General features: G+C 60.1%; 12 protein-coding genes. 9 read left to right on the top strand and 3 right to left on the bottom strand.

Annotated features, from left to right (window positions below; all coding sequences use genetic code 11):
* Positions 1 to 6: 6 nt before the first annotated feature.
* From nagZ to B7O88_RS13285, 3 genes are read left to right on the top strand one after another with little or no spacing between them, the layout of a single operon-like run.
* Positions 7 to 993, top strand: a complete 987-nt coding sequence (nagZ, locus tag B7O88_RS13295) for a beta-N-acetylhexosaminidase (RefSeq protein WP_235005800.1) — start codon at positions 7 to 9, stop codon at positions 991 to 993.
* Positions 990 to 2,153: a mechanosensitive ion channel family protein gene (locus B7O88_RS13290; protein ID WP_172409671.1), complete on the top strand. Its 1,164-nt coding sequence runs from the start codon at positions 990 to 992 to the stop codon at positions 2,151 to 2,153. The genes nagZ and B7O88_RS13290 overlap by 4 nt, the downstream gene beginning before the upstream one ends.
* Entirely contained in the window at positions 2,150 to 2,902 is a 753-nt protein-coding gene (locus tag B7O88_RS13285; RefSeq protein ID WP_235005796.1) for an S-methyl-5'-thioinosine phosphorylase, read from the top strand. Before B7O88_RS13290 ends, B7O88_RS13285 begins: the two co-directional genes overlap by 4 nt.
* 21 nt (positions 2,903 to 2,923) lie before the next feature.
* On the opposite strand, the gene B7O88_RS13280 is transcribed toward B7O88_RS13285, so the two are convergent.
* Both B7O88_RS13280 and mfd read right to left on the bottom strand, forming a co-directional pair.
* Positions 2,924 to 3,490, bottom strand: coding sequence for a CsiV family protein (locus B7O88_RS13280; RefSeq protein WP_088276498.1), 567 nt, complete (start codon positions 3,488 to 3,490; stop codon positions 2,924 to 2,926).
* Positions 3,487 to 6,972 carry a transcription-repair coupling factor gene (mfd, locus tag B7O88_RS13275; RefSeq protein WP_088276496.1) on the bottom strand — a complete coding sequence of 1,162 codons (3,486 nt, stop codon included), beginning with the start codon at positions 6,970 to 6,972 and terminating at the stop codon, positions 3,487 to 3,489. Before mfd ends, B7O88_RS13280 begins: the two co-directional genes overlap by 4 nt.
* Positions 6,973 to 7,156: 184 nt before the next feature.
* On the opposite strand from mfd, the gene B7O88_RS13270 reads away from it, so the two are divergent.
* On the top strand, positions 7,157 to 8,596 hold the full coding sequence (locus B7O88_RS13270; protein ID WP_088276494.1) for a glyceraldehyde-3-phosphate dehydrogenase: 1,440 nt from the start codon (positions 7,157 to 7,159) through the stop codon (positions 8,594 to 8,596).
* 75 nt (positions 8,597 to 8,671) lie between these two features.
* Here the strand turns inward: B7O88_RS13270 and B7O88_RS13265 are convergent, their stop codons facing one another.
* Entirely contained in the window at positions 8,672 to 9,187 is a 516-nt protein-coding gene (locus tag B7O88_RS13265; protein WP_088276492.1) for a chalcone isomerase family protein, read from the bottom strand.
* A 352-nt stretch (positions 9,188 to 9,539) separates the two neighbouring features.
* On the opposite strand from B7O88_RS13265, the gene B7O88_RS13260 reads away from it, so the two are divergent.
* Genes B7O88_RS13260 through nqrE form a run of 5 tightly spaced genes read left to right on the top strand, consistent with a single transcriptional unit; the run spans position 9,540 to position 14,151 of the window.
* The gene (locus tag B7O88_RS13260; RefSeq protein ID WP_088276490.1) at positions 9,540 to 10,877 is read left to right on the top strand and encodes a Na(+)-translocating NADH-quinone reductase subunit A; all 1,338 of its coding nucleotides are present in this window, start codon (positions 9,540 to 9,542) and stop codon (positions 10,875 to 10,877) included.
* A gap of 1 nt (position 10,878) precedes the next feature.
* On the top strand, positions 10,879 to 12,093 hold the full coding sequence (locus tag B7O88_RS13255; RefSeq protein ID WP_088276488.1) for an NADH:ubiquinone reductase (Na(+)-transporting) subunit B: 1,215 nt from the start codon (positions 10,879 to 10,881) through the stop codon (positions 12,091 to 12,093).
* Positions 12,083 to 12,862, top strand: a complete 780-nt coding sequence (locus B7O88_RS13250; RefSeq protein WP_088276486.1) for a Na(+)-translocating NADH-quinone reductase subunit C — start codon at positions 12,083 to 12,085, stop codon at positions 12,860 to 12,862. Before B7O88_RS13255 ends, B7O88_RS13250 begins: the two co-directional genes overlap by 11 nt.
* Before the next feature lie 2 nt (positions 12,863 to 12,864).
* Positions 12,865 to 13,536 (top strand): NADH:ubiquinone reductase (Na(+)-transporting) subunit D, encoded by a 672-nt coding sequence (locus B7O88_RS13245; RefSeq protein WP_088276484.1) that lies wholly within the window; start codon positions 12,865 to 12,867, stop codon positions 13,534 to 13,536.
* Between the two features lie 6 nt (positions 13,537 to 13,542).
* Positions 13,543 to 14,151: an NADH:ubiquinone reductase (Na(+)-transporting) subunit E gene (gene nqrE, locus B7O88_RS13240; protein ID WP_083726043.1), complete on the top strand. Its 609-nt coding sequence runs from the start codon at positions 13,543 to 13,545 to the stop codon at positions 14,149 to 14,151.
* Positions 14,152 to 14,164 lie beyond the last annotated feature (13 nt).

Raw genomic sequence — 14,164 nt, 5'->3', positions numbered from 1 at the left:
GCCTTGATGCTGGATCTGCCTGGCCTGTGGCTGGAAGCAGAGGACAGGCAGTTGTTGCGTCAGCCGGAAGTCGCCGGCTTGATCTTGTTTGCGCGCAATACAGAATCGCCGCGCCAGGTCGCCGAGCTGGTGAGGGCCATCCGCAAGGAGCGCCCGGACATGCTGATTGCGATAGACCAGGAAGGCGGGCGCGTTCAGCGCCTGCGCCGTGACGTACTCAGGCTGCCCGCGCTGGCTGACGTCGCTGCGGTGGATGACGCCCACGTTGACGCGGTGGCCCGGGCTGCTGCCTGGGTAATGGCGACCGAGATGCTGGCCTGTGGTATCGATATCAGCTTTGCGCCGGTTCTTGATCTTGATTACGGTCGTAGCCAGGTGATCGGTAACCGCTCGCTGGGCGGCGATCCTGATCGCGTGGCGCGTCTCGCCAGTGCCTACATTGATGGTCTGCACGCGGCGGGTATGGCGGCCACCGGCAAGCATTTCCCTGGCCACGGCTGGGCCGAGGCGGATTCGCACTTTGCGCTGCCGGTAGATGACCGGTCACTGGAGGATATTCGCCAGAGCGATCTGGTGCCCTTTGCGGCGCTTGCCGGCAAGCTGGACGGCATCATGCCGGCGCACGTTGTGTATTCTCGGGTCGACCCTTTGCCTGCCGGGTTTTCCATCCGCTGGCTGCAGGACATCCTGCGCGCAGAGCTGGGTTTTGATGGCGTCATTTTCAGTGATGACCTGACCATGGCCGGTGCGCATGCGGTCGGCGGTATGGCGGAGCGGATTGACGCGGCGCAGGCGGCGGGGTGCGACATGCTGCTGATCTGCAATGATCGTGCGGCGGCGGAAGAAGGGCTGGTGCACGCGCAGAAGCAAGGCTTGCAATGCCCGGCGCGCATCGCTCGCATGCTGACGCTCAAGCCGGCCGGTGCCGATTACCATGCGACGCCTGAATGGCGTCAGGCTGTTTCCTTGTTGAGGGAGTTTGATCTGGTTTGAATGATTTCATCGAACAGTTACCGGAGCAGTTGCAGCTCGACCAGCTTCCGCTGATTGGCGAGGCCTGGATCTACCATGTGTTTGCGGTGGTGCTGGCGTCGCTGGTCTGCGCCTACATTGCCAAACGCGTGCTGGACCACGTACAGGCACGCGCCGAGAAAACCCGCAATATCTGGGACGATGCGCTGGTCGATGCGGCGCGGCGCCCGGCCTGGGTGCTGATCTGGAGTATGGGGCTGCTGTGGGCCGCACGGATCACTGCGCTGCAGATGGATGACGATCTGGCTGCGGTGCTGGATCAGCTGCAGCGGCTGCTGCTGATTGGGCTGCTGACCTGGTTTGTCCTGCGCATGATGCGGCAGGTTGAGCAGCGGCTTGTTGATCCGGCCTACAGGGAGACGCCAGCGGACAAAACGACGGTTGGTGCGATTGGCAAGCTGCTCAGGGCCTCGGTGGTCATTACTGCGGCGCTGGTTGTGTTGCAGTCGCTCGGGTACAGCATTTCCGGGGTGCTGGCATTTGGTGGTATTGGTGGTATTGCCGTCGGCTTTGCTGCCAAGGATCTGCTTGCCAACTTCTTCGGCGGGCTGATGATCTATCTGGATCGCCCGTTTGTGGTGGGCAACTGGATACGCTCGCCGGATCGCAACATTGAAGGTACCGTCGAGGATATCGGCTGGCGTTTGACCCGGATTCGCACCTTCGACAAGCGCCCGTTGTACATCCCCAATGCGGTGTTCGCCAATATTGTGGTGGAAAACCCCTCGCGCATGACCCATCGGCGAATTTACGAGCATATCGGTATTCGCTATGACGATATCAAGCGCATGGAGCCGATTGTGGCGGACGTGCGCAAGATGCTGCAGGCGCATGAGGATATCGATCAGGAACAGACTCTGATGGTGTTCTTTGATCGTTGCTCGCCGTCGTCGGTGGATTTCTTTATCTACTGCTTCACGACGCCGGTATGGGCCGAGTTCCACCGGGTGAAGGAGGATGTGCTGTTGAAGATTCTGGCGATCGTCGAGAAGCATGAGGCCCAGGTCGCATTTCCGACGTCGACCATTCATTTGCCGGATGCGCTTGAGTTGCGCGGCGCTCAGCTTGCCGACGGGCGGCCGCGCGATTCTGTGCGTGAGCTGCAGGAGAATGACGCGTGAGCGGGATTTGGGGTCTTATCGGTGGTACCGGCCTCAGCGCCCTGGACGGTCTGGAAATCGAGAGTGAAGAGCTGATTCAGACGCCTTGGGGTGCGCCTTCTGCGCCGGTTGTCCGTGGCCGCATTGGCGGGCAGACGGTCTGTTTTCTGGCGCGGCATGGCCATCCGCATCGGATACCGCCGCATCGGGTCAACTACCGGGCAAACCTCTGGGCGCTGCGGGAAGCCGGAGTTGATCGCATCGTTGCGGTCAATGCGGTCGGCGGTATTCACCCGCAGTTGCAGACCGGCACGTTCTGCGTGCCGGATCAGCTGATCGACTACACGTGGGGGCGCGCCTCGACTTACTTCGAGGATGACCTGCAAAGCGTCACTCACATTGATTTCACCTCGCCCTACGACGAGTCAGTGCGCGAGCGGCTGCTGGCCGCGCTCAAGGCGCAGAATATCGGTTGTCTACCGTATGGCGTCTATGCGGCAACCCAGGGGCCGCGGCTGGAAACTGCGGCCGAGATTCGAAGGCTGGAGCGCGATGGCGCGGATCTGGTCGGCATGACCGGTATGCCCGAGGCGGCGCTGGCCCGAGAGCTGGGGCTCGCTTACGCCTGTCTGGCGCTGGTGGTTAATCCGGCGGCCGGCAAGGCGACCGAGGTGATTACCATGGAAGCTATCGAGGCGGTTGTCTTGGCAGGCATGCAGCAGGTCAAGGCTGTGCTGCAGCGGCTACTGCAGGGCCCGCCACACGCCTGAGTGTGCGGCGGGCTGAGGTGATCAGCGGCTGATGGTGACCAGCATGCCAAGGCTCTGATGGTCCAGGTAATGAACTTCACCCGGGCGCAAAGCGCGGGTTTGATGCAGGAACTCGGAAATCAGTGGCGTCTCGGACTGCAGTTGCAGTTCCGCCGCTGAGCGGTTGCGCCAGAACGCCACCTTCAGTTCGGTCAGGGTTGCCTGGCGCAGGTTAACCAGCCCCTGAATCGGATAAACCCCGTTTTCTGGATTGCCGCGGTGCAGGGCGACGACCAGGTCGTTATCCAGTGGTTGTGACCATGCCTGATGCAGGTAGATCTGATAGCCGTTCTGCTCCAGCTTGCGGGCCTGGTCACTGAGGCGGTAGCGGGTCTGGTCGATGGCGCGAACATCGGTTCGCGCAGTGTTTTCCAGATCTACCGCGTCTACTTCCCAATCAAGCTCCGGATTGCTGCCCTGTACCAGCGGTGCCGACGGCTGACCGAAAAAGACGACTTCGACCAGATACTCTTCGGCGCTGGCCACCAGCGAGAAGCCGGCCAAGGTGGACAGCAGGGCAATCGAGAGCAGTTTGCTCAGCAGTTTCATGGGCGTTTTCCTTTGCCTTGAGGGGTGTCTTTCGGGATGTTGGCGAGGCGCTCAAACAGGGCTTCGACCGTGTTCAGGCGTAGCTCGGCATTGCCCATGGGCGAATTGAAGCGAAATACCGTAGCACCTTCAAGTCGATAGCGCTGCGGGTTGTCCTGAATCATGCGCACCAGCACCATCGGATCGATGCGGGTATCGGCAGCAAACTCGATACGGCCATGCTCGGCACCCACGTCAATCTTGGTAATGCCCAGCGGCTCGCAACGCAGTTTCAGCGAGGTGATCCGGAACAGGGTTTTTACCGGTTCCGGCAGCAGGCCGAAGCGGTCGATCATTTCAACCTGAAGATCCTTCAGCGCATCCTCGTCTGCGGCGTTGGCGATGCGCTTGTAGAGGATCAGGCGAGCGTGCACGTCGGGCAGATAGTCTTCGGGAATCAGCGCCGGCAGGCGCAGATTGATATCGGTTCCGCCGCCCAGTGGTTGTTCCAGCTCAGGCTGCTTGCCTTGCTTGATCGCCTTGACGGCGCGTTCGAGCATTTCCATATACAGGGTAAAGCCGACTGCCTGAATCTGGCCGCTCTGGCCTTCTCCCAGCAGCTCGCCGGCGCCGCGAATTTCGAGGTCGTGGGTGGCCAGAGTGAAACCCGCGCCCAGGTCCTGGGCTGCGGCGATGGCTTCCAGTCGTTTCTCTGCGTCGCTGGTGATCTTTCGGCCTTCCGGAGTGAGCAGGTAGGCATAGGCCTGGTGGTGGCTGCGGCCAACGCGCCCGCGCAGCTGATGCAATTGGGCCAGGCCGAACTTGTCGGCGCGCTCAATGATGATGGTGTTGGCGCTGGGTACGTCGATGCCGGTTTCGATGATGGTGCTGGTGACCAGAATATTGAAGCGGCGATGGTAGAAATCGCGCATCACCTGTTCCAGTGCGCGCTCGGGCATCTGGCCGTGGCTGATGCCAATGCGCGCTTCCGGCACCAGTTCGGCCAGATCGGCGGCGCATTTTTCAATGGTCTCGACGTCGTTGTGCAGATAGTAGACCTGGCCGCCGCGCAGCAGCTCGCGCAGGATCGCTTCTTTCACCACCGGTTTCTGTTGCACCATGATGAAGGTCTTGACCGACAGCCGGCGTGCGGGCGGTGTAGCGATGATCGACAGGTCGCGCATGCCGGAAAACGACATGTTCAGGGTGCGCGGGATCGGGGTAGCGGTCAGGGTCAGCACATCGACTTCGCTGCGCAGTGCTTTTAGTGCTTCTTTCTGGCGCACACCAAAGCGGTGCTCTTCGTCGATGATCACCAGGCCGAGATCCTGGAACTGGACGTCGCCCTGCAGCAGCTTGTGGGTGCCGATCATGATGTCGACCTTGCCCTCGGCCAGCTCGGCGGCCGCGGCTTTGACTTCCTTGGCGGATTTGAAGCGCGACATGACTTCCACGCGCACCGGCCAGTTGGCGAAGCGGTCCTTGAAGCTGTTGTAGTGTTGCTGGGCGAGCAGGGTGGTCGGCACCAGGACCGCGACCTGCTTGCCGCTGTGCACCGCGAGGAAGGCCGCGCGCATGGCGACCTCGGTCTTGCCGAAGCCGACATCGCCGCAGACCAGGCGGTCCATCGGCTGCGGGCTGGTCATGTCCTTGAATACCGCTTCAATGGCGGCCAGCTGGTCGGCGGTTTCCTCAAACGGGAAGTCGTCGGCAAAGCTCTGGTAGTCCTGTTCAGGGTCGGCGAAGCTGAAGCCCTGGCGCGCGGCCCGGCGGGCATATACGTCGAGCAGTTCGGCGGCGACGTCGCGAACCTTCTCGGCGGCCTTGCGCCGCGCCTTCTGCCATTGATCAGAGCCCAGGCGGTGCAGCGGCGCGCTGTCGTCATCGCTGCCGGAATAGCGGGCAATCAGGTGCAGGTTGGCGACCGGCACGTACAGCGTCGCCTCGTCGGCGTACTCCAGCACCAAAAACTCGGCCTGCTGATCTTCAACGGTCAGGTTGGTGAGGCCCCGATAGCGGCCGACGCCGTGGTCGATATGAACCACCGGCGCGCCTTCGCGCAGCTCGGTCAGGTTACGGATTACCGCGTCGCCGAGATCGGTCGCCTTGCCACGGCGGCGGCGCTGCATGACACGCTGGCCGAACAGCTGGCTTTCGGCAATCAGGGCAACGGCGGCACTGTTGATCAGCATGCCTTGGTCGAGCGGCGCGATGGTGATGGCGACGGGGCTGCTGCCGGTGCTGAAGGCCGGCCAGCTGTCGACGTCATCCGGTTTGATCTGGATGCGGGCGAGCAGCTCGGTCAGGGCTTCGCGGCGTCCGGCGGTCTCGGCGACAAACAGGGTGCGGCCCGGGTGCTGCTGCAGGAAGCGTTGAAGCGCTGCCAGCGGATTTTCCAGTTTATTGTCGATCGCCAGGTCGGGCGGCAACGGGCAATCAAATACGCTGGCCTGCGATTCGTCAGGACGATCCTGATGGCAGACAATGCGCGGATGCTGTTTGAGCAGCGCAAAGGCTTCCTCAACCGGCAGAAACAGTTCGCCTGGCGGCAGCAGCGGGCGAGTTGGGTCTACGCCCTGTTCGCTGTGGCGGGTGCGTACGTCCTGCCAGAAGTGCTCGGCGTTCTGCTCGATGCCGGGCAGGGTGAACAGCCGGGTATTGTCCGGCAGGTAGTCGAACAGGCTGGCCAGTTCGTCGAAGAACAGCGGCAGATAGTACTCAATGCCTGGCGGAACAAGGCCTTCGCTGAGGTCCATGTACAGCGGGCAACGCCGATGATCCACTTCAAAGCGTTCGCGAAAGCGCGCGCGAAAGCCGGTCAGCGCCGACTTGTCGAGCGGGAATTCCTTGGCCGGCAGCAGGTGTATGCGGTCAACCTTGTCTATCGAGCGCTGGGTTTCCGGATCAAAGGTGCGCAGCGTCTCGATCTCGTCGTCCAGCAGGTCGATGCGGTAGGGCAGGGCACTGCCCATTGGATAGAGATCCAGCAGCGCTCCCCGTACCGCGTAGTCACCGTGTTCGTAGACCGTGTCGACGCAGCGGTAGCCGGCCGCGTCGAGGTTGATGCGCATCCGGTCGATGTCCAGTTGCTGGCCAATCTCCAGCAGCAGGACCGAGCCGCCCAGAAAATCACGCGGCGGCAGCCGGTGCAGCACCGTAGTCATGGGTACAACAAGGATGCCCTGACCGATGCGAGGCAGCTGGAACAGCGTTTTAAGGCGCTGGGAGATGATGTCCTGGTGCGGAGAGAAACGGTCGTACGGCAGGGTTTCCCAGTCGGGGAAGCTGATAACGGGGAGCTGTGGTGCGAAAAAGCGCAGCTCCTGCTCCAGACTGTCGGCAGCAGCGGTGTCGGGTGTGATCACCAGGCTCAGGCCGTCGTGCTGCTGGGCACCTTCGGCGATGGCCAGGGCGCGAGCGGCGCCCTGCAGGCCGGACCAGTACAGGCGGTTGCCGGTGGCGGCCGTCAATGGAGGAGATAGCAGCAGCTTTGATGCGGGCATGCGATAACTCTTGAGGTCGGTTCGGTGGCGTGCTGGCCGATGCGCGGCTGGCAACGGCAGGCAGTTTACCGTGCTCGTTGCGTTTGTGCCCGCACCGGCTGGATTTTGTCCTGATCATTGCCTAAGGTGCGCGCTGAAAGCATAATATGCGCCCTTTGGTTATCAAGACTTGGAAGGTAAAGCCGTGACTCAAGCCCAATTTGAGCAGTGTCTGGAAAACTGGACGGACCGTGAAGCCACCGCTGAGGCGATGATTCCTCTGATTGGCCGTCTGTACCGTGAGCATAACGTTGTCACCTCCGTTTACGGTCGTGGCCTGGTCAATCGCTCGGTCATCAGCCTGCTGAAATCCCACCGTTTCGCTCGTCAGATCGATGACAATGAGCTGTCGGTTCATGACACCTTCCCGGTTCTGAAGGAACTGCTGGACCTGAACCTGGGCCCGGCCTCCATCGATCTTGCCCGTCTGGTCAACAAGTTCCGTGCCTCCGGCAGCGACGACCTGAATGCCTTCCTGCGGGTCGAGCTGGCCAGTGTTATCGGCAAGACCGGCGAGCGCCGTCAGGGTCGTGACGTGGTGTTGTACGGCTTCGGTCGCATCGGTCGCCTGCTGGCGCGCATCATGATCGAGAAGGCTGGTGCCGGTGATGGCCTGCGCCTGCGCGCCATCGTTGTCCGCAAGGGCGCAACCAACGACCTGTCCAAACGTGCCAGCCTGCTGCGTCGTGATTCGGTTCACGGCTCCTTCCAGGGCACCATCACCATTGATGAAGAAAACAACACCATCACTGCCAACGGCAACCTGATTCAGGTTATCTACGCCAGCGATCCGACCAGTATCGATTACACAGCCTACGGTATCGAAGATGCCATTGTTGTCGACAACACCGGTGTGTGGCGTGACGAAGCCGGCCTGTCCCAGCACCTGCAGTGCAAGGGCGCGTCCCAGGTAGTGCTGACTGCGCCCGGCAAGGGCGACCTGAAGAATATCGTTCATGGCATCAACCACGCTGCCATTACACCCGAAGACAAGATCATTTCTGCGGCGTCCTGCACCACCAATGCCATCGTGCCGGTACTGAAAGCGATCAACGACAAGTTCGGCATCGCCAATGGCCACGTTGAGACGGTTCACTCGTACACCAACGACCAGAATCTGATCGACAACTTCCACAAGGGCAATCGTCGTGGTCGCAGCGCTGCGCTGAACATGGTTATCACCGAGACCGGTGCAGCCAAGGCGGTCGCCAAGGCACTGCCGGAGCTGGCTGGCAAGCTGAGCGGCAACGCCATCCGTGTTCCGACTCCGAACGTCTCAATGGCGATTCTGAACCTGAACCTGGAAAAGTCGACCAATCGCGATGAGGTCAACGACTACCTGCGTCACATGGCGCTGCACTCCGAGCTGCACAAGCAGATTGACTTCACCAACTCGCAGGAAGTGGTTTCCACTGACTTCGTGGGTTCGCGTCACGCTGGTGTGGTCGATGCCGAAGCAACCATCTGCAACGACAATCGTGTGATTCTGTACGTGTGGTACGACAACGAGTTCGGCTACAGCTGCCAGGTTGTGCGCATTCTGGAAGATATGGCCCACGTCAATCCGCCGGCGTTCCCGGTCTGATTGTCGGATATGGCAGCAACAAAAAAGGCGCTTCGGCGCCTTTTTTGTTGCTCGGTTTCTGCTTTTGCTGCGTTGCTAGCGCAGCAGGGCGCTGCGCAGGTCGTCAGACAGCCCGTTTTGGCCGAGCCAGATGCCAAGGTACGCATCGGCCAGGCCCGGGGTCTTGCTGCTGAAGCTGAGCTGATTGTTATGGTACAGCTGGAGTTCTCCGTCGGCAGTGCGAGCCAGGCTATAGGTGTCTCCCTCGCTGACGTCGACGAAATGGGTGTGCAACTGGTCGATGTCGGCTTGCAGTTGGGCAAGTCGGGATGCCGGGTGCTGGCGCTCCAGTGTGACCTGGGCGGCCTTGATCATGTCATCCCGGTCTATCGAGCGGTGATACTGCAGGGTTAGTCGAACCGGTTGACCGCTGTCGAGAATACCGGTCAGGTTGCTGTTGCTCGGGGCGTACAGTGTGGCGGTGTAGACATCCACGAACAGGTAGCGAAACAGGTGCTGATTGCGGGTAGTCAGCGTCGTCTCGGTGGTTGCTGCGGCGCTGGTTGAAGCGAGCAGCAGCAAAGCGCTGAGGAAGATGCTCGGCAGTGACATGTGAATCTCCCCGGTTGGATGATTTGTGATCAGTTTATGCTGTTTGGACCGCTTTTCGGACAAACTGATCACTGGGTCTGAAGATCAGTGTTTCTGAGTATTTCAGGATCGCCCCGAAAGGGCAGCCGGTGTTATCGATTTCATCAATGGGGGCAATTTAAAAACCGAAAAATCCCGGGGCTCGGTAGCATTGAGTAGTCATGCTCTTTATACTTGGCGGGATTTTTTATGGGGGTTTGAGGCTGCTCCGATTCGTGCCTGCGTTGGCTGTCAGCACGGATGGGACAACGCATTTGCGTTCGCTTTGGCAGCCCCGCCCGTGAAGATTTCAAACAGTGATTAGGCTATTCGTATGATAAAAATCAAACGGGGCTTGGATCTGCCAATCACCGGTTCTCCCGAACAGCGCATTGAAGACGCTCGTGCGGTGCGTAGTGTTGCCGTCGTCGGCTTCGACTACCACGGCATGAAGCCGACCATGGAAGTGCGTGAGGGAGATCGGGTCAAACTTGGACAGGTTCTGTTCAGCGACAAGAAAACTCCTGGTGTGGTCTTTACCGCGCCTGCCGCTGGTGTCGTCAGCGCAATCAATCGTGGTGACAAGCGTGTTTTGCAGTCGGTCGTTATCGAGATCGACGGCGATGACGCCGAGACCTTTCCTGCCCATGACGCCAAAGCGCTGGATGGCCTGGCGCCCCAGCAGATTCGCGAGCAGCTGATCAGCTCGGGTCTGTGGACTGCGCTGCGCACCCGCCCCTACAGCAAGACCCCGGCTGTCGATGCTGAGCCCAGTTCGATTTTTGTCACCGCAATGGACTCCAATCCGCTGGCGGCCGATCCGGCTGTCATCATCAAGGAGCACGCTGCAGACTTCGAAAACGGTCTGAAGGTTCTGGCACGGCTGGCCAAGGTATGGCTGTGCAAGGCTGATGGTGTCAGCCTGCCGGGCGAAGGGGTCAGTGGTGTCAGTACCGAGAGCTTTGCCGGTCCGCACCCTGCAGGCCTGCCCGGTACCCATATCCATTTCCTCGATCCGGTTAACGAGAGCAAGAGCGTCTGGCAGATCAACTACCAGGACGTGATCGCCTTCGGTGTGCTGTTCACCCAGGGTCGTATCTGGACTGATCGCTATGTCGCCCTCGCTGGCCCGCAGGTAGAGAAGGCCCGTCTGCTGAAAACTCGCCTGGGTGCCAATCTGGACGAGCTGACCGCTGGCGAGCTGAAAGCCGGCAATAACCGGGTGATTTCCGGCTCGGTGTTCGGTGGTCGCGCCGTTCGTGGTCCGATCGCTTACCTCGGGCGTTTTCACTCCCAGGTGTCGGTTCTCAAGGAAGGCAACGAGCGCCAGATGCTGCACTATCTGCGTGCTGGCGTGAACAAGCACTCTGTTCTGAATATCTTCGTTTCCAAGCTGGCGCCGTCGCGCCTGTTCAATTTTGATACCAGCACCAACGGCAGCCCCCGTGCCATGGTCCCGGTAGGCAACTACGAACTGGTGATGCCGCTGGATATTCTGCCGACCCAGTTGCTGCGTTATCTGGTGGTCGGTGACACCGATATGGCCCAGAAGCTGGGTGCACTGGAGCTGGATGAAGAAGATCTGGCACTGTGCAGCTACGTCTGCGCCGGCAAGTACGAGTACGGCCCGATTCTTCGGGATAACCTGACTCGCATCGAGAAGGAGGGCTGACATGAGCCTGCGTTCATTCCTCGACAAGATCGAGCATAACTTCGAGAAGGGCGGCAAGCACGAAAAGTGGTACGCCCTCTACGAAGCCGTTGATACCTTCTTCTACCGCCCGGGCAGCGTCACCAAGACGACTGCGCACGTGCGCGACGGTCTCGACCTCAAGCGCATGATGATTACCGTATGGCTGTGCACCTTCCCGGTCATTTTCTACGGGATGTACAACATCGGTTTCCAGGCCAACAGCATCTATGCCGGCAACCCGGATCTGCTGGCTGCCCAGGACAACTGGCGTCTGGCGCTGATCGCCATGTTCGCCGGATTTGATCCGGCCAGCCTGTGGGACAATCTGATCCACGGTGCAGCCTACTTCCTCCCGGTCTACGCTGTGACCTTCCTGGTCGGCGGTTTCTGGGAAGTGGTATTCGCGTCCATCCGCAAGCATGAAGTCAACGAAGGTTTCTTCGTGACCTCCATCCTGTTTGCCCTGATCGTGCCGCCGAGCATTCCGCTGTGGCAGGTCGCTCTGGGTATCAGTTTTGGTGTTGTGATCGGTAAGGAAGTGTTCGGCGGTACCGGTAAAAACTTCCTCAACCCGGCACTGACCGGTCGTGCGTTCCTGTTCTTCGCCTATCCGGCGCAGATGTCCGGTGACGCGGTCTGGACTGCAGTGGACGGTTATGCCGGCGCGACTGCCCTGAGCATGGCTGCTTCCGGCGGTGTCGAGCAGATCGTTGCCAGCGGCCTGACCTGGCTGGACGCCTTCTACGGCAACATGCAGGGTTCCATGGGCGAAGTGTCTACCCTGGCCATCTTCATCGGTGGTGCGGTTCTGCTGCTGACCAAGATCGCCAACTGGCGCATCGTCGCCGGCGTGATGCTCGGCATGGTTGCAACCAGCCTGCTGTTCAACATGATTGGCTCTGACACCAACCCGATGTTCGCCATGCCCTGGTATTGGCACATGGTAGTGGGCGGGTTCGCTTTCGGCATGATCTTCATGGCGACCGATCCGGTATCGGCGTCGATGACCAACACCGGCAAGTGGTTCTTTGGTGCACTGATCGGTCTGATGGTTATCCTGATCCGTGTCGTCAACCCGGCGTTCCCCGAGGGCATGATGCTGGCGATTCTGTTCGCCAACCTGTTTGCTCCGCTCATCGACCACTTCGTGGTTCAGGCCAACATCAAACGGAGGCTTGCACGTAATGTCCGCTAAGAAAGAATCCGTTGCCCGCACGCTGACGGTCGCGCTGCTCGTCTGTCTGGTCTGCTCCGTCGTGGTGTCCGCCGCCGCGGTTGCGCTCAAGCCGGTGCAGACGACCAACAAACTGCAGGACAAGCAGCGCAACATTCTGCAGATTGCCGGTTTGTTCGAGCCGGGTGTCAGTGTGCAGGAGCAGTTCCAGCAGATCACGCCGCGTCTGGTTGATCTGCGTACTGGTGAGTTCAGTGATGCTCTGGATGCGCTGACATTCGATCAGCAGAAAGCGTCGAAAGATCCGGCCATGTCCCAGCAGCTGGATGGCGAGCAGGATATTGCCAGCATCCGTCGCCGCGCTGACTATTCCACCGTTTATGTGGTGGAAAATCCCGATGGCAGCATCAAGACCCTGATCCTGCCGATCCACGGCTATGGCCTGTGGTCGACCTTGTACGGCTTTATGGCGCTGGAAAGCGATCTGAAGACCGTCGTCGGCCTTGGCTTCTACCAGCACGCCGAGACTCCCGGTCTGGGTGGCGAGGTGGATAACCCGAACTGGAAGGCTCAGTGGACTGGCAAGGTTGTCTTTGACGAGTCCGGCGAACCGGCTATCAGCGTCGTCAAGGGCGGCGTTGATCCAAGCAACCCGAACGCCGAACACCAGGTGGACGCGCTGGCCGGCGCCACGCTGACCAGTCGTGGTGTAGAGAATCTGGTGCGTTTCTGGCTGGGTGAAGACGGCTTCGGTCCGTTCCTCGAACATCTTCGTGCAGGGGAGGCATAATCATGGCTAAGGCCACTGCAAAACAGGTTCTGTTCGAGCCTATTTTCAGCAACAACCCGATTGCCCTGCAGATCCTCGGGATCTGCTCGGCACTGGCGGTTACCACCAGCCTGAGCGTGACTCTGGTCATGTGTATCGCGCTGACCTCGGTAACGGCACTGTCGAACTTCTTTATCTCGATCGTGCGTAACCAGATCCCCAGCTCGATTCGTATGATCGTGCAGATGGTGATCATCGCATCGCTGGTAATCGTGGTAGACCAGGTGCTCAAGGCCTATGCCTACAGCATCAGCAAGCAGCTGTCGGTCTTCGTCGGTCTGATCATCACCAACTGTATCGTGATGGGTCGCGCCGAAGCCTTTGCCATGCAGAATCCGCCGCACATGAGCTTCCTTGATGGTGTGGGTAACGGTCTGGGCTACAGCTTTATTCTGATCTGCGTTGCGGTCATCCGTGAGCTGTTTGGTGCCGGCAAGTTGTTCGGCATCGAGATCCTGCCGCTGGTCAGTGCCGGTGGCTGGTATCAGCCCAACGGTCTGCTGCTGCTGCCCCCGTCTGCGTTCTTCATCATTGGTCTGATCATCTGGGCGCTGCGTTCCTGGAAGAAGGATCAGGTGGAAGCTGCAGAGTTCAAGATGGCGCCGCAAAGCCGTGCCATGAAGGAGGCCATGTAAGCCATGATTGAACATTACATCAGCCTGCTGGTGCGGGCGATTTTCGTCGAAAACATGGCGCTGGCCTTCTTCCTGGGGATGTGTACCTTTATCGCCATCTCCAAGAAGGTTCAGACCGCGCTGGGTCTGGGTATTGCGGTGGTTGTGGTACTGACCATCACGGTGCCGGCCAACAACCTGATCTACACCTACTTGCTCAAGGATGGCGCGCTGGCCTGGGCCGGCATGCCGAACGTTGATCTGAGCTTCCTGGGTCTGCTCAGCTATATCGGTGTCATCGCGGCGATCGTACAGATCCTCGAGATGCTGCTCGACAAGTTCGTGCCCGCGCTCTACAACGCGCTGGGTGTGTTCCTGCCGCTGATCACGGTTAACTGCGCGATCATGGGTGCTTCCCTGTTCATGGTTGAACGTGACTACGCCTTCGGTGAAAGCGTGGTGTATGGCGCCGGTGCCGGTATCGGCTGGGCGCTGGCCATCGTTGCCCTGGCGGGCATCCGTGAAAAGCTCAAGTACAGCGATGTACCGGACGGGCTTCGTGGCCTGGGCATCACCTTCATTACTGTTGGTCTGATGTCGCTGGGCTTCATGTCCTTCTCCGGCGTTCAACTGTAAGAGGAGCTGTAAC

The organism is Halopseudomonas aestusnigri, assembly GCF_002197985.1.
In the GTDB taxonomy this organism is placed as follows: domain Bacteria; phylum Pseudomonadota; class Gammaproteobacteria; order Pseudomonadales; family Pseudomonadaceae; genus Halopseudomonas; species Halopseudomonas aestusnigri.
This window is presented reverse-complemented; position numbering and strand designations above follow the sequence as displayed.

Excerpts from the sequence above, each read along its gene's own strand:
- nagZ (WP_235005800.1), top strand. The coding sequence starts at position 7 with ATGCTGGATCTGCCTGGCCTGTGGCTGGAAGCAGAGGACAGGCAGTTG.
- B7O88_RS13280 (WP_088276498.1), bottom strand. The coding sequence starts at position 3,490 with ATGAAACTGCTGAGCAAACTGCTCTCGATTGCCCTGCTGTCCACCTTG.
- mfd (WP_088276496.1), bottom strand. The coding sequence starts at position 6,972 with ATGCCCGCATCAAAGCTGCTGCTATCTCCTCCATTGACGGCCGCCACC.
- B7O88_RS13265 (WP_088276492.1), bottom strand. The coding sequence starts at position 9,187 with ATGTCACTGCCGAGCATCTTCCTCAGCGCTTTGCTGCTGCTCGCTTCA.
- B7O88_RS13260 (WP_088276490.1), top strand. The coding sequence starts at position 9,540 with ATGATAAAAATCAAACGGGGCTTGGATCTGCCAATCACCGGTTCTCCC.
- B7O88_RS13255 (WP_088276488.1), top strand. The coding sequence starts at position 10,879 with ATGAGCCTGCGTTCATTCCTCGACAAGATCGAGCATAACTTCGAGAAG.
- B7O88_RS13250 (WP_088276486.1), top strand. The coding sequence starts at position 12,083 with ATGTCCGCTAAGAAAGAATCCGTTGCCCGCACGCTGACGGTCGCGCTG.
- B7O88_RS13245 (WP_088276484.1), top strand. The coding sequence starts at position 12,865 with ATGGCTAAGGCCACTGCAAAACAGGTTCTGTTCGAGCCTATTTTCAGC.